General features: G+C 33.4%; 24 protein-coding genes. 16 read left to right on the forward strand and 8 right to left on the reverse strand.

Annotated elements, in window-relative coordinates:
- Window positions 1-171: an IS3 family transposase gene (locus BLV68_RS16275; RefSeq protein ID WP_407702352.1), complete on the forward strand. Its 171-nt coding sequence runs from the start codon at window positions 1-3 to the stop codon at window positions 169-171.
- 164 nt (window positions 172-335) lie between these two features.
- Window positions 336-1,718: an L-cystine transporter gene (locus tag BLV68_RS06600; protein WP_093752095.1), complete on the forward strand. Its 1,383-nt coding sequence runs from the start codon at window positions 336-338 to the stop codon at window positions 1,716-1,718.
- A 20-nt stretch (window positions 1,719-1,738) separates the two neighbouring features.
- On the opposite strand, the gene BLV68_RS06605 is transcribed toward BLV68_RS06600, so the two are convergent.
- The 4 genes from BLV68_RS06605 to BLV68_RS06620 all read right to left on the reverse strand — a co-directional run bounded on the left by BLV68_RS06605 (window position 1,739) and on the right by BLV68_RS06620 (window position 5,241).
- On the reverse strand, window positions 1,739-2,137 hold the full coding sequence (locus BLV68_RS06605) for a bactofilin family protein (RefSeq protein ID WP_093752097.1): 399 nt from the start codon (window positions 2,135-2,137) through the stop codon (window positions 1,739-1,741).
- Window positions 2,138-2,156: 19 nt separating this feature from the next.
- A complete protein-coding gene (locus BLV68_RS06610; RefSeq protein ID WP_093752099.1) occupies window positions 2,157-3,059 on the reverse strand; it encodes a peptidoglycan DD-metalloendopeptidase family protein in 903 nt (300 codons plus the stop codon).
- A 92-nt stretch (window positions 3,060-3,151) separates the two neighbouring features.
- Window positions 3,152-3,451, reverse strand: coding sequence for a DUF1294 domain-containing protein (locus BLV68_RS06615; protein ID WP_093752101.1), 300 nt, complete (start codon window positions 3,449-3,451; stop codon window positions 3,152-3,154).
- An 8-nt stretch (window positions 3,452-3,459) separates the two neighbouring features.
- Window positions 3,460-5,241, reverse strand: coding sequence for a M3 family oligoendopeptidase (locus tag BLV68_RS06620; protein ID WP_200773685.1), 1,782 nt, complete (start codon window positions 5,239-5,241; stop codon window positions 3,460-3,462).
- 166 nt (window positions 5,242-5,407) lie between these two features.
- On the opposite strand from BLV68_RS06620, the gene BLV68_RS06625 reads away from it, so the two are divergent.
- From BLV68_RS06625 to BLV68_RS06670, 10 genes are all read left to right on the forward strand, one after another.
- Window positions 5,408-6,997 carry a DEAD/DEAH box helicase gene (locus BLV68_RS06625; protein ID WP_093752103.1) on the forward strand — a complete coding sequence of 530 codons (1,590 nt, stop codon included), beginning with the start codon at window positions 5,408-5,410 and terminating at the stop codon, window positions 6,995-6,997.
- Between the two features lie 199 nt (window positions 6,998-7,196).
- Window positions 7,197-9,434 (forward strand): EAL domain-containing protein, encoded by a 2,238-nt coding sequence (locus BLV68_RS06630; RefSeq protein WP_093752105.1) that lies wholly within the window; start codon window positions 7,197-7,199, stop codon window positions 9,432-9,434.
- A 175-nt stretch (window positions 9,435-9,609) separates the two neighbouring features.
- A complete protein-coding gene (locus BLV68_RS06635) occupies window positions 9,610-10,167 on the forward strand; it encodes a hemerythrin domain-containing protein (RefSeq protein ID WP_093752107.1) in 558 nt (185 codons plus the stop codon).
- Window positions 10,168-10,181: 14 nt separating this feature from the next.
- On the forward strand, window positions 10,182-11,396 hold the full coding sequence (locus BLV68_RS06640; RefSeq protein ID WP_093752109.1) for a DUF438 domain-containing protein: 1,215 nt from the start codon (window positions 10,182-10,184) through the stop codon (window positions 11,394-11,396).
- Between the two features lie 124 nt (window positions 11,397-11,520).
- The gene (locus tag BLV68_RS06645) at window positions 11,521-12,204 is read left to right on the forward strand and encodes a Crp/Fnr family transcriptional regulator (RefSeq protein ID WP_234949851.1); all 684 of its coding nucleotides are present in this window, start codon (window positions 11,521-11,523) and stop codon (window positions 12,202-12,204) included.
- Window positions 12,205-12,219: 15 nt separating this feature from the next.
- The gene (locus BLV68_RS06650; RefSeq protein ID WP_200773686.1) at window positions 12,220-13,134 is read left to right on the forward strand and encodes a TIGR01212 family radical SAM protein; all 915 of its coding nucleotides are present in this window, start codon (window positions 12,220-12,222) and stop codon (window positions 13,132-13,134) included.
- A gap of 69 nt (window positions 13,135-13,203) precedes the next feature.
- The gene (locus BLV68_RS06655; protein WP_093752113.1) at window positions 13,204-13,923 is read left to right on the forward strand and encodes a LysM peptidoglycan-binding domain-containing protein; all 720 of its coding nucleotides are present in this window, start codon (window positions 13,204-13,206) and stop codon (window positions 13,921-13,923) included.
- A 103-nt stretch (window positions 13,924-14,026) separates the two neighbouring features.
- The gene (locus tag BLV68_RS06660) at window positions 14,027-14,761 is read left to right on the forward strand and encodes a LysM peptidoglycan-binding domain-containing protein (RefSeq protein WP_093752115.1); all 735 of its coding nucleotides are present in this window, start codon (window positions 14,027-14,029) and stop codon (window positions 14,759-14,761) included.
- A gap of 198 nt (window positions 14,762-14,959) precedes the next feature.
- Window positions 14,960-15,307 (forward strand): PadR family transcriptional regulator, encoded by a 348-nt coding sequence (locus BLV68_RS06665; protein WP_093752117.1) that lies wholly within the window; start codon window positions 14,960-14,962, stop codon window positions 15,305-15,307.
- Window positions 15,308-15,384: 77 nt separating this feature from the next.
- Window positions 15,385-15,684 carry a hypothetical protein gene (locus BLV68_RS06670; RefSeq protein ID WP_093752119.1) on the forward strand — a complete coding sequence of 100 codons (300 nt, stop codon included), beginning with the start codon at window positions 15,385-15,387 and terminating at the stop codon, window positions 15,682-15,684.
- A 131-nt stretch (window positions 15,685-15,815) separates the two neighbouring features.
- On the opposite strand, the gene BLV68_RS06675 is transcribed toward BLV68_RS06670, so the two are convergent.
- The 4 genes from BLV68_RS06675 to BLV68_RS06690 all read right to left on the reverse strand — a co-directional run bounded on the left by BLV68_RS06675 (window position 15,816) and on the right by BLV68_RS06690 (window position 19,229).
- On the reverse strand, window positions 15,816-16,169 hold the full coding sequence (locus tag BLV68_RS06675) for a DUF4260 domain-containing protein (RefSeq protein ID WP_093752121.1): 354 nt from the start codon (window positions 16,167-16,169) through the stop codon (window positions 15,816-15,818).
- Window positions 16,159-16,599: a MerR family transcriptional regulator gene (locus tag BLV68_RS06680; RefSeq protein ID WP_093752123.1), complete on the reverse strand. Its 441-nt coding sequence runs from the start codon at window positions 16,597-16,599 to the stop codon at window positions 16,159-16,161. The genes BLV68_RS06675 and BLV68_RS06680 overlap by 11 nt, the downstream gene beginning before the upstream one ends.
- Window positions 16,600-16,766: 167 nt before the next feature.
- A complete protein-coding gene (locus BLV68_RS06685) occupies window positions 16,767-18,251 on the reverse strand; it encodes an FAD-binding oxidoreductase (protein WP_093752125.1) in 1,485 nt (494 codons plus the stop codon).
- A gap of 96 nt (window positions 18,252-18,347) precedes the next feature.
- A complete protein-coding gene (locus tag BLV68_RS06690) occupies window positions 18,348-19,229 on the reverse strand; it encodes a CPBP family intramembrane glutamic endopeptidase (protein WP_093752127.1) in 882 nt (293 codons plus the stop codon).
- A 285-nt stretch (window positions 19,230-19,514) separates the two neighbouring features.
- Here BLV68_RS06690 and BLV68_RS06695 point away from each other — a divergent pair, with 285 nt between their 5' ends.
- From BLV68_RS06695 to BLV68_RS06710, 4 genes are all read left to right on the forward strand, one after another.
- Window positions 19,515-20,192, forward strand: coding sequence for a PspA/IM30 family protein (locus tag BLV68_RS06695; protein ID WP_093752129.1), 678 nt, complete (start codon window positions 19,515-19,517; stop codon window positions 20,190-20,192).
- Window positions 20,193-20,254: 62 nt separating this feature from the next.
- Complete coding sequence (locus tag BLV68_RS06700) at window positions 20,255-21,280, forward strand: TFIIB-type zinc ribbon-containing protein (protein WP_093752131.1); 1,026 nt, start codon at window positions 20,255-20,257, stop codon at window positions 21,278-21,280.
- Entirely contained in the window at window positions 21,280-22,083 is an 804-nt protein-coding gene (locus BLV68_RS06705) for a TPM domain-containing protein (RefSeq protein WP_093752133.1), read from the forward strand. Before BLV68_RS06700 ends, BLV68_RS06705 begins: the two co-directional genes overlap by 1 nt.
- Before the next feature lie 32 nt (window positions 22,084-22,115).
- Window positions 22,116-23,063: an SPFH domain-containing protein gene (locus BLV68_RS06710; RefSeq protein WP_093752135.1), complete on the forward strand. Its 948-nt coding sequence runs from the start codon at window positions 22,116-22,118 to the stop codon at window positions 23,061-23,063.
- Window positions 23,064-23,079: the final 16 nt, after the last annotated feature.

A 23,079-nucleotide genomic window follows, 5' to 3' on the forward strand; every position in this document is an offset into this window, starting at 1 on the left:
ATATTAAAGACTAAAATGTTTTACAGTAAGAAGTTTAAAACACTTGAAAAATTAAGGGAAAAAATAATTCAATATATAAAATTTTACAATGAAAAAAGATTTCAAAAAGGATTAGGATGCGTGGCTCCTTTAGAATATCGAAACATGCATCCTAATGTGTATAAATTTTAATTAAATTGCTTGTTTACTTGACAAGGGTCAGTTCGTTCAAATAAGGTCTCTTTTTTTATTTACATCACAAATCATACAATAAAAAGTGTTACTAGGAATAAAAATAGGGTACATTTAATATACCTATACAAGGTATGATTGTAAAGAATTAAGGAGGTTTTGAGATGAATGGAACTTTTTATATAATTATAAATATCACCATAATGGCAGTCTTAATTTATATCCTGCTATATTTAAGGAGAAAAAGGGTTTCTTTTACGGTTAGAGTAATGTTAGCTCTAATATGTGGAATAGCTTTTGGAGCAGCTCTTCAGTTGATATATGGAGCAGGGTCCCAAATTGTAAACAGTTCTAATACTTGGTTCGATGTAATAGGTACAGGTTATATTAGACTATTAAGAATGATTGTAATACCTTTAATATTCATATCCATTGTTAATGCCATAATTAGTCAGGATTCAAAAAACCTAGGGAAGATGGCCGCTCAAATTATTGCAATTCTAATAATTACTACAGCTATATCTGCCTTTGTAGGAGCAGGAGTGGCTAAGGCATTTAATTTAACCTCAGAAGGGCTTGTGGCAGGAGAAAAGGAACAACAAGCAGGCCTAGGATTAGAGCAAAGATTAGAGGATTTCCAGTCGAAACCGATTCAACAGCAGCTAATAGAGATTATACCTATTAATCCTTTCTATGCTATGACTGGCCAAGGCAGTTCTGCAACTCTATCCGTTGTGTTTTTTGCTGCTGTAGTAGCTTTAGCAGCTATAGGCATCAGGAAAAGTAAACCGGAAGCTGCAGAAAGCTTTGTTAATTTAATAAATATATTACATGCCATAGTTATGAGAATGGTTACAATGGTATTAAGACTTACCCCTTATGGAGTTTTAGCCTTAATGACTAGATTTGTATCAAATAGCGATTTTTCAGAAATAGCCAGACTAATTCAATTTGTGATTGCTTCCTATGTAGCCTTAGCTATTATGTTTGTGATTCACATGGCCATACTGATGGTATTTGGATTGAACCCCATATCCTACGTTAGGAAATCTGCACCTGTATTAATGTTTGCCTTCTCCTCCAGATCATCGGCTGGGACACTGCCTTTGACTATAAATAATCAAGTAAGAAATCTTGGGGTAGCCGATGGGCATGCAAATTTAGCAGGTTCATTAGGAACTAGTATAGGACAGAATGGATGTGCAGGCATATATCCTGCCATGTTGGCGGTAATGATTGCACCTACAGTGGGTATAAATCCAATGGCGCCTGCTTTCTTGATTAAACTTATTATTATAACTGCATTAGCCTCTTTTGGAATAGCAGGAGTGGGAGGAGGAGCTACCTTCGCAGCCTTAACTGTATTATCAGCTATGGGACTTCCAGTAGGGTTGGTCGGATTGTTAATAGCCATTGAGCCATTAATAGACATGGGTAGAACCCTATTAAACGTTAGCGGTTCCATGTTGGCGGGAGTACTTTCAAGTAAATTCATGGGAGAATTGGATACAGAAATATATAATAGCAGGAAAATAGAGGAAGTTTAGCTTGTTAAAAGGGCTGGGAATTATCCCAGCTCTTTATGTGTTTCCTTAACTTCCTTAATATCCTTTTTAGTTTTACCTTTATTCATCTTACAATGACCTTCAAAGAAGGCATTTTCATGGATTATTAGAGTAGAGATTTCTACATCGCCTATCAGCTTTCCTGTAGGGTGTATGGTCAATTTTCCTTTAACCACAATATTTCCTTCTACGGTTCCTGATAATGACGTATTATCACAACGGATATTTCCTTTTACTCTACCCGTTTCACCGATAATTACATCTCCTTCGTATTCAATATCCCCTTCTATAATTCCGTCAATTCTTAAATTGCCTTTACCTTCAACTTTACCAGTGAATTTAATATTTTCACCAAATAGAGAATCGATATCCATATTTTTTTCAACTTTTTTACTAAACATGGCATCTCCCCCTTATTCCTTATTTAAGAACGGTTAACGGATCGATGGGTTTATCACTTTTATGTATCTCAAAATGGAGGTGAGGTCCAGTGCTTCTTCCTGTACTGCCCATCTTTGCTATAACCTGTCCTTTTTCCACCTTATCGCCTTTATTTACCAATAGTTTGCTATTATGTCCATAATAGGTTTTATATCCATTACCATGGTCTATGATTATAGTGTAACCATAACCAGTTTTATATCCTGAGAATATTATTTTTCCACTACCTGCAGCTCGAATATCAGTACCTGTTGAATTGGCAATATCAATTCCATAATGGAATTGAATCCCTCTTCCAAAGGGGTTTTTCCTATTACCAAATTTAGAAGTCAATTTGCCTTTAGCAGGCCATAGGCTAGGAACTGTTTCCAGATACTGAAGTTGTTTTTCTACATCATCAATAAAAGCTATCAATTCCTTTTCCTTATCTTCTAGTACTTCTTTTAAAACCTGTAGTTCCGCTACTGGTTCCGTTATTTCCCTAGATAGATTATCATCCAATCCCCCTCCTCGGGAAGGACTTTTTATGCCTACTAATTTTTCTACTTCTCTCTGTAATTTTTCTATTTCAGCTAATTTTTCTTCTACTTCATTAGTTTTTTCATATAATTTCTTATTCTGTGATTTAAGCTTTGATAATTCTACTTCCTTATTTTTATTTTCTTCTTCAAGCTTATTGATGATGGATATTTTTTCCTTGTATTCTTCTTCTAAACTCATATGGGATGTGTAAATTTTGTTAAAGGCTAAAGATACGTTTATTATAGTGGTTATTATAGCAATAAAAAAAACTTTAGGCACCCAACTGGGAACCGTTAACCTTCTCACTTTTTCAGTATGGGGGATGATCATAATAGAAATTCTAGAATTCTTCTTCCCCATATCAAGCTCCAACCTCTTTCTATGATTGTTTGATTGTGCCAATAATTATTATTCTACATAAATTTAAAAAATCCTCTATTTAAAAAACTTTTTTATCTTAAATAATTAAACATTATTAGATTTAATAACTTATTTAATAACAAAATCAATGGTATGCCGACAGAAAACCTATTTTTATTAATTTTATGCTTAAATATAACCATACCTGATAATACACCGGTTGCTCCTCCTAACAATGCTAGAATCATTATTGTAATTTCTCTAATTCTCCAGCCATCTTTCCTTGCTCTAATTTTGTCTAATCCCATTACAACAAAAGCTATAAGATTTATTATAAATATATATGTTAAAAGGGCAACTTCCTTATTATTAAAATTAGATAATATCTTCATAGAAATACCTACTTTCTATTTTCGATTAAATCAATAAACTTGTCGATATCCTTTTCAATTAACTTTAAGGAATCTTTGAAGAAATCTGGTGAATGAACATCTATTCCCATCAATTTGGCCACATCTACTATATTGTTCTTACCAGTAGCCCTAAGGAAGTCATCATACCTTTTTACGAAATTTTTCTTATCATTCAAATATTCTACATATAGTCCTTTAGAGAACAATAATCCAAAGGCATAGGGGAAATTATAGAAATTACGCTCTCCATAGTAATAATGAGGTTTATTTATCCACATATAGGGGTGAAGATAGTTTTCATCTAATCCATTACCATAAGCTTTTTTCTGGGATTCAATCATTATTTCCTTTAATTCATTAACGGATAGGGAATGCTCCTTTCTTCTTTCGAACAATTCCTTTTCAAAGAGGAATCTACTGTATATATCTACAATTACTTGTCCCGCATCTTGCAGGGAAGATTCTAATATGCTTAATTGTTCTTCAGGGCTTGCTTCATTTAGGACTGCATTCATTACGATGGTTTCACAGAATATGGAAGCAGTTTCTGCTAAGGGCATAGGGTAACTGCTGTTTAAAATACTTTCTTCCTGTATGCATAATCCATGATATCCATGTCCTAACTCATGAGCCAAAGTAATTACATTGCTTAAGCTACCATTAAAGTTGGCAAGTATTCTACTCTCTTTAATTGGATATAGGTTAAAACAGAAGGCCCCACCTCTTTTACCATCCCTTGGTTCTGCATCTATCCATCTATTTTCAAAGGCATTATCAGCAAAATCAGCTAACCTATCGCTAAAGGTTCTAAAATTAACAACGATAAATTTTCTTGCCTCTTCATAGGTATAGGATTTTATCGCATTCCCTATAGGGGCAAATATATCGTAGAAAGGCAATCCATTCCTATGGCCTAATAGTTCTCCTTTTTTTCTATAATATTTATGGAATATGGGCAAATATTCTTCTATAGCTCTTATTATAGCATCTAGGGTTTCTTCATCCATTCTTGATTTAAACAAAGTTTCTTCTAAAGGAGATTTAAACCCTCTCATTTCTGAAATAGTTAAGACTTCTCCCTTAATTCCGTTTAAAGCTGCAGCAGAAGATTTGGCAATTTTATCATAGGATTTCAATTCAGCTTCATAGGCTTTTTGTCGTATATTTGGGTCCTTATCAAAAGCCATATTTCTAACTACAGGCAAGGGCAACTGCTTAGGTTTACCGTCGATTTCTATGTCCACTAGTAGTGTAGAGCTTAAAACACCTTGAAGATTTGACCAAGCGTTAGATCCAGTATTTTTCATCTTTGAGATAAGTACTTCTTCCTTTTCGCTGAGTAAATATTGAGCTTTTTTCTTAGTTTCATTTAGATAAAATTCATGTTCCCTTAGGAAGGGGGATGAATTTATTATCTCATCTAAATTATCCAGGGTGCTTATAAACTTTTGAAATTGGACGGAAGGTTGGGTAAATTTAGAATATTGTACTTGTAATTTATCTAGATATTTTAAAGCCAATTCATTATTAGCTTCAACGCTGGAAATAAGGCAGGGGTATGCCATTAATTTCGAAACTAATGTGGATAGTTCTATCAACCTATTTAAGTACTCGGTGATTTTTTCTTGAGGGTTATCAGGGGATTTAAGGTTTTTATCAGCCCATTGGATGAAACTACCCAATCCTTCATCAAATTTTTGTAAGTCTCCTTGATATTCTTCTGAATCGAAAGAGGTGTATAACTCGTTTAAACTCCATCTCATATTCATAAAGTTCCCTCCCAAAATGTATTTCATCTTATATTATATCTAATAATGTAGATGTTGACATGGAATCGGTGCTAATATTTTATTTAAATAATATTTTCATTGCAAAAAGGCCATATTAAGTATATACTTAACAAGTTAGATAAAAGAGGAAGGATGTTACAATTATATGAATAAACTAGGATTTGAAGATATTAATCTTTCAGAGGAGATATTAAAGGCAGTTTACGATATGGGCTTTGAGGAGATGTCTCCTATCCAATCGAAAGCTATACCTAAAATACTAGAAGGCGTGGATATTATTGGGCAAGCTCAAACGGGAACTGGAAAAACAGCAGCTTTTGGTATACCCATTATTGAAAAAACCGATGAGGAAGATAGATGTTTACAATCCTTGGTACTATGTCCTACTAGGGAATTGTCGATACAGGTGGCAGAAGAAATAAGGAGATTAGCCAAATATAAGAAGAATATTTTTGTTTTACCTATTTATGGAGGGCAGCCTATTGAAAGGCAGATAAAGGCTTTAAAAAAGGGAATTCAAATAGTAGTGGGAACTCCAGGTAGAATAATAGACCATATCAGAAGGAAGACCTTAAAGTTAGGAAACATTAAGATGCTTATACTAGATGAAGCAGATGAAATGTTTGATATGGGATTTAGAGATGATATCGAGCTTATTATAAATCAAGTACCAGAAGAAAGACAAACTATTTTCTTCTCAGCTACTATGCCTAAGGAAATAGTGGACTTTGCTACAAGGTATCAAAATAATCCTGAAATAATTAGAGTAGTGCCTAAAGAATTAACTGTACCAAGGGTAGAGCAATATTTCTTTGAATTAAAGGAGCATATGAAGACCGAAATACTGTCTAGGCTTATAGACATATATAATCCAAGGCTTTCCATAGTCTTTTGTAATACCAAGAAGAAAGTAGATGAGCTTACTATAGAATTGCAGGGTAGAGGTTATTTTGTTGATGGTCTTCATGGTGATTTAAAGCAAGCCCAAAGAGATAAGGTTATGCAAAAATTTAGAACAGGGAATATAGATGTTTTAGTGGCTACAGATGTAGCAGCTCGAGGATTGGATATAGATGATGTGGATATAGTCTTTAATTATGATATACCACAGGATGAAGAATACTATGTCCACAGAATTGGAAGAACTGCAAGAGCAGGTAGGAAGGGAATAGCTTTCAGTTTTGTAGTTGGCAAAGATAAGCACAGAATTAAGGTTATTGAAAGGTACACTAAGACTAAGATAGCCAGAAGGGATTTACCAACACTAAAAGATGTGGAGGAAAGACAGATTCACCTGTTACTAGAAAAGATTAAAGAAGAAGTAGACAAAGGACAATTGGATAAGTATGAAAGGATGGTAAATGAAATTTTAGAACAAGATTATACTTCCTTTGATATAGCTGCAGCTCTATTAAAACTTTATTTTAAAGGAAATAAATTAGGGGAGCATAGAGAACTGGATGCAGTTGATTATAGTAAAAAATCTGTTACAGATTTAGCAAGGATCTATATAAATGTAGGCCGTAAAAAAGGAGTAAGTCCAAGGCATATATTAGGGGCTTTGTTAAATGAAACGGGAATACCCAAAAAATCCGTTGGAGAAATAGATATGTATGATAAATTTACTTTTGTAGACATTCCAGAAGATTATATTGGCAAAGTAATAAAAGGGCTGAATAATAAGCGAATAAAAGGAATTAAAGTAAAAGTAGAGTTGGCAAATATTAGAGACTAACTAGTAGCGATTAAGAAACATTTAGTTTTTTAGTCGTTTTTTTTAATGTTATAAAAAATGGGTATATAATAAAATATAAACTATAAAACGATATTTTAGGCCTATTTTATAAAAAGATGTCAATAAATAGAGAAATTGACAATTATATAGTATTATATATTGTGGTTTAAATGTTAATTAGAGTGAAGGATTGATTTTTATGAAAAAGAAAGTTTTGGGAGTGGGGATTTTAATACTGTTCCTTATTTTATCCGTTCTGATCATTGGCAGTTTTAAATCAATAGATAAACCAACAGATGATGAAGAGAAAATTACATTGAAGGTCGCTGGAGATTATAATCTTAGGCCTTATGAATATGTAAATGAAAAAGGTCAATTTGAAGGATTTAATGTGGATATAATGAAAGCCATAGAAAAGGCCATGAATATTAATATTGAATTAATACCTATGACCTGGGCTGATGCTATAGAAGCTTTAGAAAATGGGGAAGTAGACGCTATCCAAGGCATGTCTAAGACAAAGGAAAGAACTAATAAATATGCTTTTACCCAATCTACAATTATTAATTCCCATGCCATTTTTGTGCTTAGAGAAACAAAAGGAGTAAATGGAATTGAAGATTTATATGGGCTAAGGGTAGCCTATCAGGAAAAGGATGTTCAAGAGGAGACAATAAAAGAGATACCTGGTATCATTCCTATATCCCGAAGTAGTCAAACGGAGGCTATTGAGGCTTTATTGGATGGTCATGCTGATGCTTTTATAGGTAATAGAATAACAGCTATTTATTATCTTAATTCCATTAAGAAAACTAATGAAGTAAAAATTGTAGGGGAGCCTTTAGGGGAAACTGCTTATGGTCCTGCCACAATGCCTTCAAATAGGTTAGCCTATAGATTGTTAGAAGAAGGATTAAATAAAATAAAAGAAGATGAAACCTATGATAAAATATATAGAAAGTGGTTTGGTAATCAGCTATCCGATGGTTATCTAATATTTAGAAAAATCGTTAAATATGTAGCCATTGGGGGCTGCGTTAGTGGTTTAGTAGTCCTATTGCTCTTCGTTTGGAATAAAAAATTGAAACATGAAGTGTCTATAAGAACTAGTGAGATAGAACTTGCCAACAAAGAACTATTAGTTCAACAAGAAAGAATATATAAACTAGCCTATTATGATCCTATCACTGATCTTCCCAATAAGTACTATTTTATAGATGAATTAAATGAAACTATTAGCCAATTGAATAAAGAAGAAAAATTAGCTGTACTCTATTTGGACTTAGATAGATTTAAACATATAAACGATAATCTAGGGCATAATATAGGAGATGAATTATTGAGATTATTAGGCACTAGATTGCAGAAGCTGATCCGTAAAGAAGATTTAATAGCCCGAAGCGGTGGAGATGAATATCTAATTTTATTGAAAAATATAAAAAATACATCTCAAATAGATGAGGTAGTAAGTAGAATCATCAAAAGTTTTAAAGAACACATATCTTATAAGGGTTATGAATTGTACTTAACTACTAGCATTGGAATTGCCATATATCCAGAAGGAGGAGAAGATAGTAATTCCCTTATAAAAAATTCAGAAATTGCTTTATATAAGGCCAAGGAAATGGGAGGCAATAGTTATTATATATATAATGCAGAAATTGGAAAAAGAGAATACGATAACCTCATAACATTAAATCAGCTAAGACAAGCTATAAACAATGATGAATTCATATTGTATTATCAACCCAAATTCGATATAAAAACTCGGGAAATAATTGGCATGGAAGGACTCATTAGGTGGCAGAATCCAAAAAGAGGCTTAGTTTTTCCAGATGAATTTATTCCTTTAGCTGAAGAAACGGGACTTATATATGCCATAGGTGAATGGACTTTGCGTGAAGCCTGTAGACAGAATAAAGAATGGATTGATAAGGGTTATAAACCAAGGCGGGTTTGCGTAAATATTTCAGCAAGACAATTTCAGCACTATAATTTCTTAGATATGGTATCCAATATATTAGAAGAAACTAAATTAGAGCCTTGGTATTTAGGCGTGGAAATAACCGAAACTACTGCCATATCAGATATAAATTATACGATAGATGTGTTAAATAGATTAAAGAAATTAGGGGTATCTGTTATAATGGACGATTTTGGTACAGGCTATTCTAATTTAGGATACTTAAGTGAAATGAATATAGACGAATTGAAGATAGATAAAAGCTTTGTTTGGAGCTTAGAAAATAATGAAAAGTATAGAGAAATTTCCAAAACCATAATACTACTTGCCAAACAATTTAACATAAGGGTTACTGCAGAAGGAATTGAATCGGAGGAGCAATTAAATATATTAAGGGAGTTGGGATCAGATACAGGTCAGGGATATTATTTTAGCCGTCCAATCCCACCAGAAGAATTGGAAAAGATGTTATAGAAGTATAGGCCAGATAAAAACTATCTGCCTTTTTAATTTTTGATCTAGGTCAAAGCATTACTAAACAATATCTAATACAATGAAGCTGAGGTATAAAAAAGAAATAGTAGCTTAAAATAAGGTAATAATAGTTAAAGGGAAGTTAGCTTATGAAATTAAAGAAAGAGTTGATGGAATGAAATCAATTGACATTATCATAGAAGAACATGAACATGTTAGAAGGATGTTAAAGGTTATTAGGAAATATTGTTATAAGGTGTTGCTTGACGAGGAAATAGATTATGGGGATTTTTATAAGATAATCGATTTTATCAGGAATTATACAGATAGCTATCATCACTCTAAGGAGGAAGATATTCTATTTAAAGCAATGGCAGAAAAGATGCCCAAGTTAATCAATAATGGTCCTATTACAGGAATGCTCATAGAACATGATATGGCTAGACTGTATGTTTCCAATCTAGAGAAGGCCTTAGAAAAATATGAAGAAGGGGATGATGAATCGAGATTAGATATAATTGCAAATGCTATATCCTATACGGATTTATTGGAACGGCATATTGAAAAGGAGAATAGTGCTATATTTAAATTTGCTAATAGTATCTTAACGGAAGATGTTAAGAAAAAGGTGGACGAAGAATGTGATCATGTTGATTTAGCTTTAGAAGATACGGGGGTTCAACGTAAGTATTTAAGTTTGCTAGTCTACTTGGAAGAAAAGGTAAAAAAATAAAAAGGGGTGATTAAATGAGCGAATTAATAAACAATAGGGAGTACAGACAAAAACTGATGAAGGAAGTAATTAGGGAACTCCATGCAGGTAAAACTGTCGATGAAGTGAAAGAAAAATTTTCTAAGGTAATAGAAGGAGTTCCTCCTTCTGAAATAGCAGCAATGGAGGCTCAATTAGTAAAGGAAGGATTGCCTATAGAAGAAATACAGCGACTATGTAATGTTCATGCAGAAGTCTTTAAAGGTTCCATTGAAGAAATCCACCATCCTGAGGAAGTGCCAGGGCATCCTATTTATATTATGAGGGAGGAAAATAGAGCAATAGAAGAATATATAGATAATACATTAAGGAAAAATATAGAGAAGTTTAGGATGGATGACTCTAATGATAATATAAATGACCTTATTAGCGATTTAAATCTTCTATGGGATGTGGATAAGCATTATAGCAGGAAGGAGAATTTAATATTCCCCTACCTAGAAAAATATGGCATCACCACTCCACCCCAAGTAATGTGGGGAGTAGATGACGAGATTAGGGCTTTAATAAAGGAAGCAAAGCTTATGTTAATGGATTATAGAGGTAATAAGGAAGAGGTAATCCAAAAAATTGAAGAAATGGCACATGAAATAAAGGAAATGATCTATAAAGAAGAAAAGATTTTATTCCCAATGGCATTGGAAACTTTAACTGAGGATGAATGGGTTACCGTATATAGGGAAAGTGATGAAATTGGCTATGCAATAATAGAACCAGAAAAGGATTGGGAGCTTAAACGGGTAAGGATTTCTCTTACAGAAGGAGGAGAGATTTCAGAAAAGGGAAATATAAAATTTGAGACAGGTTTTTTAACACCAGAGGAAATAAGTCAGATATTAAATACCATCCCTGGGGATATAACTTTTGTAGATAAGAATGATATTGTAAAATATTATTCCCAAGGGAAGGAAAGGATATTTGCACGTACTAAATCGGTTATAGGTAGGTCTGTTCAAAACTGCCATCCCCCAGCAAGTGTTCATGTAGTTGAAAAGATAGTAAAGGATTTTAAATCAGGTAAAAAAGACCATGAGGATTTCTGGATTAAGATGGGAGATAAATATGTTATGATAAGATATTTTGCAGTGAGAAATAAGGATGGAGAATATTTAGGTACATTAGAATTCACACAGAATATAGCTCCTATCAAGGCAATAGAAGGAGAAAAGAGATTACTATCAGAGGATTAAGGTATTTATATGCCTTAATCCTTTTTATAATTCAACATTGATGTGGATTTATATACTAGTTTTTCATTCGCTTTTTAGGGTATCATATACATATCATGTAGTTTATATAGAATGGGGTGTTATAATGAGTTGTAGTTGTGAAAAAAGTGGTAGAAGGAAAAGCTGTATTGAAATGGTGCCTATATTTAGTACTTTAACCTATGATGAAATGATGGAAGTAGCCAAAATTACAGTACCTAGAAGTTATAAAAAAGGCGAAATGATTTATATGGCTGGAGATAAAGGGGAAAAGCTATTCGTTATCCATAAGGGACAGGTTAAAATATCTAGACTTTCTCCAGCAGGAAAAGAACAGGTTATTAGAATATTAGGACCAGGAGAGTTTATGGGAGAGCTATCCCTTTTTGTGTGCAAACCTCAAACGGATAATGCGGAGACCTTGGAGGATACAAGTATATGTGTGATAGATGGAGAAAAATTAAAGGGTATAATGGCCAAATATCCAACTATAGCTTTTAAAGTGTTGGAGGAGTTAAGCCATAGATTGGACAAGGCAGAAAAACTTATAGAATATTTGGGTAGTCACGATGTGGAAACTAGAATTGTCGAAACATTATTGGAATTGGCCGATGATAAAGGAGAAGTAGTTCTCAATATGAGTAAAAAGGACCTTGCCTCTCATATGGGGATGAGCCAAGAAACCTTAAGCAGGAAATTATCCTATTTTCAGGATATGGGTTGGATTAAACAAATTGGGCATAGGCGGATAATAATAGTGGATGAAATTGGATTGAGAACGTTAATATAAATGAAGGATGATTATATGTGGGGAGATAAAAGGTACCATACATTAAACTATGAATTAAGGAAAGAATTTGGGCAAAAGGTTATGAAACTATCGTTAGATGGAGGGTTTACTTGTCCTAATAGGGATGGGACTATTGGCCATAGAGGTTGTGTTTTTTGCGGAGAGGAAGGTTCTGGAGAATTTGCAGGGTCCAGAACCTTAAGCATTGAGGAACAGATTAGGGAACAGAAAAAACTTTTGTCTAACAAATGGAAGACGGGGAAATATATTGCCTATTTCCAGAGTTTCACCAATACCTATTCTGCTTATGAAGATCTAAGAAAAAAGTATTATTCCGCTCTTTCACAAGAGGAAATAGTAGGATTAGCCATAGCTACCAGGCCTGATTGTTTATCGGAAGATGTACTAGATCTTTTAACTGAACTAAATGAAAAGACCTATATATGGATAGAACTAGGGCTTCAAACTATCCATGAGAGGACTGCAAAATTTATCAGACGAGGCTATTCCTTAGAGACCTATGATATAGCCATAGAAAAGTTAAAAAATAAAAATATAAGGGTGGTTACCCATTTAATACTTGGATTACCTGGGGAATCTAAGGATGAGATATTAGAATCTGTCAAATATGTAGCTAATACTAATACCTGGGGAGTTAAATTTCATCTATTGTATATCCAGAAGGGAACGGATTTGTATGAATACTATTTAAAAAACCCTTTTCCAATACTAGGCAGAGATGAATATATATCCTTGGTAGCAGATAGCCTCGAACTGCTTCCTAAAGAAATGGTAGTCCATAGAGTAACGGGCGATGGTAAAAAGGAATTACTATTTGAGCCTAGATGGTCTTTGGATAAATTAAGGGTTCTTTCAGGTATAGATAAGGAGTTAAAAAGGAGGAATTCATATCAAGGATTAAAATATTAATAGCTTTCACAGACTTCACCTTTCTAGCATATTATATATTGCACAATAATATGAGGAAAGGTGATAGATATGGAAAATAGATATGGAGCCATGCAAGCTTGTCCCCCAGGCAGCTTTGCCTATATTATAAGACCGGGAGATACTCTATTTCAATTGGCTAATAGATTTAATACTACAGTAGATGCCATTATGAGGATTAATCCAGGCATTGATCCAAATAGACTCCAAATAGGTCAAAGCATATGTATACCAGGGGCAACAACACCTCCACCCCCAGGAACTTGTCCTAATGGGTTTTTCCATGTAATAAGGGCAGGGGATACCTACTTCAGACTGAGCCAACAATATGGAGTAAGTGTAGACGCTATAATAAGGGCTAATCCGGGAGTGGATCCAAATAGACTGCAAATAGGTCAAAGAATATGTATACCTGGAGGAACTCCACCTTTGCCACCTTGTATAAATGGATTCTACTATACTATTAGGGCAGGGGATACTATATTTGCTCTTAGCCAGAGATTTAATGTAAGCGTTGAAGCCATAATTGGAGCTAATCCTGGAATTAATCCAAATAATCTTCAAATAGGTCAAACTATTTGTATTCCAAGAGCTGTAACCCCTGGACCACCATGTCCGAATGGATTCCTTTATTCCATAAGGGCAGGAGACACCCTATTTGCTATTGGTCAACGATTTAATGTAAGTGTTGATGCAATCATTAGGGCTAATCCGGGAATCGATCCAAACAATTTAAGAATAGGTCAAGTAATATGTATACCAACATTCTAAAAGAGGAGCCTAGGCTCCTTTTTTAGATTTAATTATTAACACTCACCGCTACATCTGCATAGTATATAGTGCAAATAATTATATAATAGAAGGGTGGGTTAGTATGAACGAAAGACATGATATAGAAGGAAAATGTCCTAGGGGCAGTTTCCCATATACCATCAAATCTGGAGATACTCTATATCTATTAGCCCAAAGGTATAATACCACTGTAGAGGCAATTATGAGAATTAATCCAGGAATCGATCCCAAAAATCTCCAAATAGGTCAAGTAATATGCATACCAAGTGAAAAGCCTATGCCACCATGCCATGACGGATTTTATTATACTATAAGGCAAGGAGATACATTCTATAAGCTGAGCCAACAATTTGGTGTAAGCGTGGAAGATTTGATGAGAGCTAATCCAGGAGTTGATCCAAATAATCTTCAAATTGGGCAGGTAATTTGTATTCCACATAAAGTATCTCCAATACCTCCATGTCCAAATGGGTTCTATTACACTATAAGACCAGGTGATACCATATTTTCCCTTAGCCAAAGATTCAATGTGTCCGTTCAAGAAATATTACTTGCAAATCCTGGAATCGATCCAAACAACTTACAGATAGGTATGACAATATGTATACCGATGAAAATGCCAGAGCCATCTTTACCTCCATGTCCAAATGGATTCTACTATACCATAAGACCAGGGGATACTCTATTTCTAATTGGACAACGGTTTAACGTACCAGTACAAGAAATACTTCAAGCAAATCCTGGAATCGATCCAAATAACCTGAGGATTGGGCAGATAATATGTATTCCTAGAAAATGTGTCGTATTCTGTTTCTAAAAGACATTCGAAGAAACAAAATTTAACCTCATAAATATAAATTAAGTTAAAAGTGCTTAGGAGTTACATTCTTTCTGAAAAATAGAATTCCTAAGCACCTTATTTTTATTTATACTACTTGATACGTACTACGTAGGACGATATAATATATTCACCAAAAGGTTACAATATATATAATTCAAAGAAAGAGGAATGGCAATGAAACAAAGGGATATACGAGATAAAATACCGCTGACCGAAACTGCCCTTCTTCTTTTACTTGCATTGTATAAGCCAAATCATGGATATAATGTTATGAAGATGGTTAAAAAAATGACAGAAGGGAGAATCATTTTTGGGTCAGGAACATTATATGGAGCAATAAATAATCTTAATAAAAAAGGTTGGATTAAGCTAGTTAGGATAGATAAGGAGTCAAAAAAGAAAGAATATGTGATTACTGATACTAGCAAAAAAATTGTTGAAATGGAATTGGCACGCATGAAGCAAATGTATGATGCGGGAAAAAAGATTATTAAGGGGGTAAATGCATTAAATGGTGACTAAATTGAAATTTTTTTAGATCCTATGCAGATAGAGATGGTATGATAGCAACTTCTACGGGAATGATAAATTGAGAAATATTGATATCTGAAAAAATAGATGATGGGAAAGTTTTTGAAACTTTTTCTGATGCTGAAGATAAAATGAAAAATTTGAAGAAAAGGAGAAAGCCCAGTATCTATTTACTCATATTTGCTATTATAATGGCAATATGGGGTATGGTGGGGTTAGAGCCTTTCTTTGAATTTATTTTAGTTGGCTTTACACCTTTATCAAATTATAGATTGACACCTATTATTTTAAGCTTTATTTTAGCTATAGTGAGTATTTTAAGATTGGTTGTTCTCTCAAGAATGATTAAGTCAATAGGTACTAAATGAGGGAACTAATTTGAGGTTCAGATAGAATAAAGGTGATTGAAAGGAGTTAAAACTTCTACAGTAAGTAGAGTTCTCTACTTGCTGCAGAAGTTTATTAATGTATAGGTCATGAGCTTTCTAAGAAATTAAACTTAATCCAATTTTTGTAGATGTGTAATTTTGAATCCTTCGACATATTTCAAACCATAGCCTATCATTCTATCAAGAAAGATATGGGCAGACCATATCAATCCTGCCATTATGAATATTTGTCCTTTTGTAATAGCTGCTAATAACAATAAAATTAAAGGAAATACAAAAACATGCCCCAGATTGTAGAAGAATGCTCCTACATTATTATCGACTAAATATCCTAACATGAGTAGGTCAGGTAAAAATAAACATATAAAAAAAACAAGCATATTAAAATCTAGATGAAGATAGATTATTAGGCTTAATAAAAAACCTAATGCGCCTTCAATACGTATCCAAATTTTAGGTGTCATCTTTTTTTACTCCTCCTTTCAGTAATTGCTTATACATAACTTCTACTAACCTTTGAATCTTATCATAGTTCTGCTGATATCGGTTATTTTCCATAAGCTGTTTAACTTGATCTAATTGTTTGCTGGCTATTTTTAAAAAAGCAATCTTATTTTCAATTTGATTAATTTTATTTTGAAACATATTAACTGCTATTTCATTACATTCAGATGATATGGGTTTTTTTTGCAGGGATAATAGAAACCTAATTTCTTCTAGTGAAAATTCTAGTTGTTTTAGCACTATAATAAGTTGAACTGTTTTTTCACATTCTTCATCATAGAAACGGTAGCTATTATGCAGCCGTTTTGGCTGAATAAGCCCTATTTTTTCATAAAACCTGATGGTGTCGGCAGTAAGCTTATACTTATCTGCAAATTCTTTAATTAACATATTCCAATACCTCCTAATAAGATTTTAACATTGGAGTAAACTCCAATGTCAAGTATAATATTCGATGAAGTTGTAATATTAAAGGGGATAAAAAATCGTAATTAATCAAAGCCTGATTAATTACGATTTTAAAGTTTATCCTTGACAGAATAAGAAATAAAGAATAATTAATTTAGAATTGCAATCCTTTCTTCGCTTTCGTAGAATATATCTTCTTTTTTAACCCCTTTATCAAGGAGTATCCTATAACTATCGATAATCATATTCTTAGACCCGCACATATACACTTTATATCCTTCTAAATCCATATCTTTTAACAGGTGAGTTACATAGCCTTTCTTAATAGAGCTGTTTTTATCTCGAGATACTATCGGCAAGTAATGGAACCGCTTGTCTTCTTTGACTAGAGATTCGAAATAATCTCTATATAAGAATTCATCTTCATATCTTTGACCATCTAATAACTTTACCTCTTTTACATTTGGTTTATTGGCCAATACTTCCTTAGTCAAGCCTATAAAAGGAGTAATTCCTATCCCGTTTCCAATGAATAATATCTTTTCGATAGTGCCATCTACTACTAATTCATTTCCCATAGGGCCTTCTAATTCCACTACATCTCCAACTTTGAAATTATTAAATATTATATTAGTTCCATATCCTTTTTCAACTTTCTTGATTATGATGCTTAGCTTAGTGCTATTTTCATTAGAGGAAGAAATGGAATAAGCTCTAAAAGCCTTAGGTTCATCTTGAATTTTGACTAAAATAAACTGACCTGGCTTATAATCTACTTTTTCAGGATATATGAAAGAGAAGGTATATTCCCTTATATTATCTTTTAAGTTCTTAATGTCTGTAATCTTTGCCTTAATCTTTTGTTTGTTTTCATAACCTATGGAATTGCTATTTTTCTTCAATTCAATTGCTTCCTCTTTGGTTTTTAGTGACAAAATATTGGCGGGACAGTTTTCAACACATGTAGCGCATTTAATACAGTTTATATTGTGAAACTGGTTATCTTCTCCAAATTCTAGATAAGGTGTCAACTGGAAGGGGCATACCCTTGAACATTTACCACATTTATGGCATTTATTTACATTTTCGATAGTTACTTTCATTTCCGTTTTTTCGGTAATTCCAACCATTCTGCCTAGTTTATGGACTACTTTCTGAATGCTACCCATAGGACAGAATTGGCACCAAGTCCTTGGGTTTATTAATACTGCAAAGAGTCCCCCAGTTATTAGAACCATTAAGTAAGTTGTAACGAATACAAGGCCTAGTCTGTCTAAAAAGTTGTAGTTTCCCCATAGTGTAAATGCATTCATGAGTTTTCTCGTGAAATTGAACATAAAGAATATGAAGAAACCAATAGTCATATACTTGGATTTTAAGAAATTTGGTATCTTTCTGTTGAAGCTTATAGGCAGGGTTATTCTGTCGAATAAGGACCCGTGGGGACAAAAGTTACCACACCAGTGCCTTCCTTTAAAAAAGGAAGTAGTAGTTAAGCTTAACATTATCAATATGACCAATAAGCCTAATTTTGGTACCCACAAACCACCAATGGCTACTAAGACGGTAAATATCCAAGCGTTTCTTCTTATGGTAGTAAAGGTTCTGTTGGTTTTAATATAATAATTTTCCATATAGATCCCTCCTAAGACCAATCATATACTATATAGGGGTATAAGGTTACTATAACTATAGTTCTCGCCTTTGTAAAGGGTAAAAAGAAAAAACTCCTATATAGGAGCTTTTTCCTTAATAGATAATAAAATTACCAGAAATATGCTAAATGAAATAAATAAAATTATGCTTGTTATTAAAGGCCAGTTAAAAATTTTTTCGTTAGATTTTTGTTTATGCCTAATTAAATTAATTCCATTTATCTTTGCTAATAGATGTATGAATAGAGATAAGGCTATAACTGAAAGCATTACTTGTATTAAACTGTTTAATAAACTTGGACTAACTGCATAAGCTGTGTCAGGTTCCGAAGGATATATATAATTTAATATTGTAGGAAACCCGTTATTAATAAAATGAAAAATCATTGCTGCATATAAGGAGTTTGTAGCAAACACTAAATAGCTTGCTATAAACCCTGCTATAAAGGTGTAGAAGAACTGAAAAAAGTTTAAATGGAGCATTCCAAACATTATTCCGTTTATTAATGCAGCAACAAAAAAGCTTTTGTTTCTATAGCCATCTAATATAATTCCCCTCATCAGTATTTCTTCTAATATGGCTGGAGTTATAGCAGTGAAAATAAGGTTTTCAATAAAGCCTTCATAGTGGTTTTCTATTATTATATTAGCCAACTTATTTCCAAAAAAGCTAGTATATAGATCCGCCATTGTCACCATAATTGGTAAAGAAAAAACCCAGATAATAAATATTATTATGGTACTTTTTACATTTAAGATTTTAGGCTTTAAAATTCTATCTCCCTGATTCTTGTGGATAAATAGGTAGATGCTAATGGGTATTAAGAAGGTTATATATTGATACGCCTTCATAGGTATGGGTAAAAATTGGAATATAATAGACCATATGACTACGCACATATAAAATAGATTTACTTTGTAAATTGAAGATTCTTTTGCTAAAATTTTGCTTCCCATGATTATCTCCTTTAAGCATTATAATATTATTATACATGAAGTTTATTTATTCTCCAACCCTTAGGCTTTAAGGAATTAGTTTAAAAAAGAAAGTATATTTTATCTAATTAATTAGGTCGTAAAACCTCATATTACCAATGTAATAAGAGTGAAATTTATATTAAAACATTCTAAAAAGGGTACTTTTCTACTACTTGTGTATTTATTTTATATCTTTACATTGAAAAAGTAACTAGTATATCATCGTGTAATAATATAAAATATTATAAAAAGGAGGGAGAACTTATGAGTATTTTAACTAGATTTAAAGATATTATGGCAAGTAATATCAATGCATTATTAGATAAAGCTGAAGATCCAGAGAAGATGATAGACCAGATTTTAAGAAATCTTAATAAGGATTTAGGCAGTGTAAAGGCTGAAACAGCTTCTATAATGGCAGAAGAACAAAGGGCTAAAAGGGAATTAGAAGAGTGTAGAGCTGAAATGGACAAGATGGAAAAATACGCAATAAAAGCACTGGAAGCTAATAACGAGAATGATGCCAGAAAGTTTTTAGAAAGAAAGGCTTCTTTAGCAAAGAAGGAATTAGAACTACAAGAAGCATACAAATTAAGCCAAGATAATGTTACGAGAATGCGAGAAATGCATGATAAACTGGTTAAAGATATTGAAGAATTAGAATCAAGGAAGGCAATTTTGAAGGGCAAGATGGCGGTAGCTAAGGCTCAGGAAAGGATTAATAAAATAGGTTCCTCCGTCACCTCTGCTAGTAGGTCAATATCTGCCTTTGAAAGAATGGAGGAAAAGGTAAATAGGGCTTTAGATGAAGCCAATGCTATGGCTGAATTGAATTCAGGACCAAAAGACGATATAAAGGACTTAATAGCTAAATATGACAATACTGAAATAGATGTGGAAGATGAGCTGGCTGAACTTAAAAAAAGATTGAATAAGCAATAGTAAAAGCTGTAGCTTAAGCTACGGCTTTCATGTTGGCAGAGTATATCGTATGAGGTGGTAATATGGTTATACATTATAAATGTCCTAATTGTGGCTCAGATATGGCCTTTGATAGCGAATCTGGAACATTGAGCTGTGATAGTTGTGAAAGAAAGGATAGAATCGAAGAATTTCCCACTGAATATATTAGAACTAGTTTTTCAGAAGGTGAAGCTAAAGAATACCATTGTAAAAATTGTGGTGCAGCTCTTATTACCGATAAAGATACTTCCGCAACAACCTGTAGTTTTTGTGGAACGGGGGTTGTCCTTCTAGATAGACTCTCAGGGGTTTTAGCACCGTCTAAAGTAATTCCTTTTACCATTAGTAAAGAAAAGGCCATGAATGCATTTAGAGCTTGGTGTAGAAATGGTTTACTTACTCCTAAAGGCTTTATGACAGCTGAAAGGATTAAAGGGATAACTGGAATGTATGTACCCTTTTGGCTATATGACCTGAATTGTAGAGCTCAAGTACAAGCCCTATGTACAAAGGTAAGAACCTATACTAGAGGAGATTATATCTATACTGAGACCAGTTATTATGATGTATATAGAGATATAAATATAGATTATAAAAAGGTTCCTGTAGATGCATCGGAAAAGATGACAGATGAATTGATGGACAAATTAGAGCCCTATAATTATGACCAGTTAAAGGAATTCAATACCCCTTATCTGGCTGGATATATTGCGGAAAAATATAGTTACGATGATGATGAATTGCTTCCTAGGGCTAAATCTAAAATAAAAGGATATGTGGAATCCTTTATAAGCTCTACTATAGTCGGTTATTCAACGGTGAATTATACGAGGAAGGATATAGATACCCGTAAAAGGAATGCTTATTATACTCTTCTTCCCGTTTGGATGGTCTACTATGATTATAATAATAAAGAATACATCTTCGCCATGAACGGTCAGACAGGGAAGGTCGTTGGGAAACCTCCCATTAGCTATGCTAAAGTGGCTTCTTGGTTTGGCGGTATTGCAGGTAGCGTCTTTATAATTTTAAAGATGATTGCATTAATTATGGGAGGAGGACTATGATGAGAAGTAAAATATATTTAAAGTTGATTTTATTTGTAGCGCTTATTTTCACAATAACTGTGAGTTCCCAGGCAGGTGCTTTCCATACCAAACGAAGAATTTATGATTTTGCGGGGCTTTTGAATGGAGAAGAAATAGAAGAGCTTGAGAGCATATCTGAGAAGTATAGTGCTAAAAGGGAAACTGACTTTATAATATTGACCTACTCAGATCCAAAAGGGAAGGATATTGTAGAATATATGCAGGATTTCTATGATGAAGAAGCTCTGGGATACGACAAACCCCATGGTAATGCTGCCATATTGACAGTCGATATGAAGAATAGGGAGGTCTATTTAGCAGGTTTTTATAAGGGAGAAAAGTATCTGGATGATTATAGATTGGACTTGATTAGAGATAAAATTACATCTGATTTATCGAGAGGAGATTATTTTAATGCTTTCCATACATTTATCAAAACCTCATATAAGTACATGGGGATAAGACCGGGGGTGAATCCTAATAATATACTATTTAATCTGTGGTTTCAGATAGCAGCATCACTTGGCATAGCAGGAATAGCGGTAGGCATTATGGCTTTAAATTCAGGAGGGAGAATTACTGTAAATGCAGCTACTTATCAAGATAGTGTCAATACCAGAGTTATTGACAGAAGGGATGTCCATTTAAGGACTACAGTGACAAAACGGAGGAAACCATCAAATAATAAGTCTAACAGCGGTGGAGGTAGTGGTGGTATAAGAAGCGGTGGTGGAGTCACTAAAGGAGGGCACTCCCACAGCGGTAGCAGGGGTAAGTTCTAATATAGTATTGATAAAAGAAAGGATGATAAGATATGGTTTTTTTTAGGAAACAATTTGCCAATGTAGTAGAATGGGAAGAATTTAGGGATGACATGATATTTTGGAAATGGACCAATAGAGAGATTAAAAAGGGAAGTAAATTAATAATTCGTCCAGGGCAGGATGCCATATTTTTATTTAATGGTAAAATTGAAGGTATATTTAAGGATGAGGGAGAATACGATATTGAATCTCAGATCATACCTTTTTTATCTACTTTAAAGGGTTTTAAATTTGGATTTAATACTGGAATGAGGGCAGAAGTATTATTCGTAAATACCAAAGAATTTATTGTTAAATGGGGTACTAAAAATGCAATCAATATACCTACCCTAGGCTTACCAGGTGGTTTACCTATTCGTGCCAATGGAACTTTTACTTTTAAAGTAAATGACTATATTGCTTTAATTGATAAAATTGCTGGTGTAAGGAATAGTTATCTGGTGGAAGATGTTAAGTTAAGAATTACAGCCATTCTTGATCAACTATTGATGAAATGGATAACTAAAGAAGGCAAGGATATGTTCAACCTTCAAGCCAATGCCTTCGATATAGGAAAAGGTATCAAGGAAGATTTGGATATGGAAGTTTTAGACGATGGATTAACTATAACAGGATTTAATATAATTAGCTTTAGTTATCCTGAAGAGATTCAAGAGATGATAAACAAAACTGCTTCACATAATATGGTAGGGGATATAAATAGATATCAGCAGATATCTATGGTAGAAGGTATATCTTCTGGGAAGGTAAAAGGCGGTGGAGCTGCTTCTGACATGGCAGGAATGATGATAGGAATGAATGTAGCCAAAGAGTTGATGGAAAATATGAATAAAGGCGAGAAGGAACAAGTTAAAGAAAAACCCAATTTTTGTCCTAACTGTGGTCAAAAAACTGGTGAGGGGAATTTCTGTTCCAATTGTGGTAAGAAATTGGTGTAAGTATGTGATATAATAT

Source organism: Tepidimicrobium xylanilyticum (assembly GCF_900106765.1).
Taxonomy (GTDB): Bacteria; Bacillota; Clostridia; order Tissierellales; family Tepidimicrobiaceae; genus Tepidimicrobium; species Tepidimicrobium xylanilyticum.

What these genes read in the sequence shown, in the direction of transcription:
- BLV68_RS06625 (WP_093752103.1), top strand. Translation starts at nt 5,408, where the DNA reads ATGAATAAACTAGGATTTGAAGATATTAATCTTTCAGAGGAGATATTA.
- BLV68_RS06610 (WP_093752099.1), bottom strand. Translation starts at nt 3,059, where the DNA reads ATGGGGAAGAAGAATTCTAGAATTTCTATTATGATCATCCCCCATACT.
- BLV68_RS06605 (WP_093752097.1), bottom strand. Translation starts at nt 2,137, where the DNA reads ATGTTTAGTAAAAAAGTTGAAAAAAATATGGATATCGATTCTCTATTT.
- BLV68_RS06615 (WP_093752101.1), bottom strand. Translation starts at nt 3,451, where the DNA reads ATGAAGATATTATCTAATTTTAATAATAAGGAAGTTGCCCTTTTAACA.
- BLV68_RS06695 (WP_093752129.1), top strand. Translation starts at nt 19,515, where the DNA reads ATGAGTATTTTAACTAGATTTAAAGATATTATGGCAAGTAATATCAAT.
- BLV68_RS06635 (WP_093752107.1), top strand. Translation starts at nt 9,610, where the DNA reads ATGAAATCAATTGACATTATCATAGAAGAACATGAACATGTTAGAAGG.
- BLV68_RS06665 (WP_093752117.1), top strand. Translation starts at nt 14,960, where the DNA reads ATGAAACAAAGGGATATACGAGATAAAATACCGCTGACCGAAACTGCC.
- BLV68_RS06675 (WP_093752121.1), bottom strand. Translation starts at nt 16,169, where the DNA reads ATGACACCTAAAATTTGGATACGTATTGAAGGCGCATTAGGTTTTTTA.
- BLV68_RS06660 (WP_093752115.1), top strand. Translation starts at nt 14,027, where the DNA reads ATGAACGAAAGACATGATATAGAAGGAAAATGTCCTAGGGGCAGTTTC.
- BLV68_RS06645 (WP_234949851.1), top strand. Translation starts at nt 11,521, where the DNA reads ATGAGTTGTAGTTGTGAAAAAAGTGGTAGAAGGAAAAGCTGTATTGAA.
- BLV68_RS06685 (WP_093752125.1), bottom strand. Translation starts at nt 18,251, where the DNA reads ATGGAAAATTATTATATTAAAACCAACAGAACCTTTACTACCATAAGA.
- BLV68_RS06650 (WP_200773686.1), top strand. Translation starts at nt 12,220, where the DNA reads ATGTGGGGAGATAAAAGGTACCATACATTAAACTATGAATTAAGGAAA.
- BLV68_RS06700 (WP_093752131.1), top strand. Translation starts at nt 20,255, where the DNA reads ATGGTTATACATTATAAATGTCCTAATTGTGGCTCAGATATGGCCTTT.
- BLV68_RS06680 (WP_093752123.1), bottom strand. Translation starts at nt 16,599, where the DNA reads ATGTTAATTAAAGAATTTGCAGATAAGTATAAGCTTACTGCCGACACC.
- BLV68_RS06690 (WP_093752127.1), bottom strand. Translation starts at nt 19,229, where the DNA reads ATGGGAAGCAAAATTTTAGCAAAAGAATCTTCAATTTACAAAGTAAAT.
- BLV68_RS06710 (WP_093752135.1), top strand. Translation starts at nt 22,116, where the DNA reads ATGGTTTTTTTTAGGAAACAATTTGCCAATGTAGTAGAATGGGAAGAA.
- BLV68_RS06600 (WP_093752095.1), top strand. Translation starts at nt 336, where the DNA reads ATGAATGGAACTTTTTATATAATTATAAATATCACCATAATGGCAGTC.
- BLV68_RS06705 (WP_093752133.1), top strand. Translation starts at nt 21,280, where the DNA reads ATGAGAAGTAAAATATATTTAAAGTTGATTTTATTTGTAGCGCTTATT.
- BLV68_RS06640 (WP_093752109.1), top strand. Translation starts at nt 10,182, where the DNA reads ATGAGCGAATTAATAAACAATAGGGAGTACAGACAAAAACTGATGAAG.
- BLV68_RS06620 (WP_200773685.1), bottom strand. Translation starts at nt 5,241, where the DNA reads ATGAATATGAGATGGAGTTTAAACGAGTTATACACCTCTTTCGATTCA.
- BLV68_RS06655 (WP_093752113.1), top strand. Translation starts at nt 13,204, where the DNA reads ATGGAAAATAGATATGGAGCCATGCAAGCTTGTCCCCCAGGCAGCTTT.
- BLV68_RS06630 (WP_093752105.1), top strand. Translation starts at nt 7,197, where the DNA reads ATGAAAAAGAAAGTTTTGGGAGTGGGGATTTTAATACTGTTCCTTATT.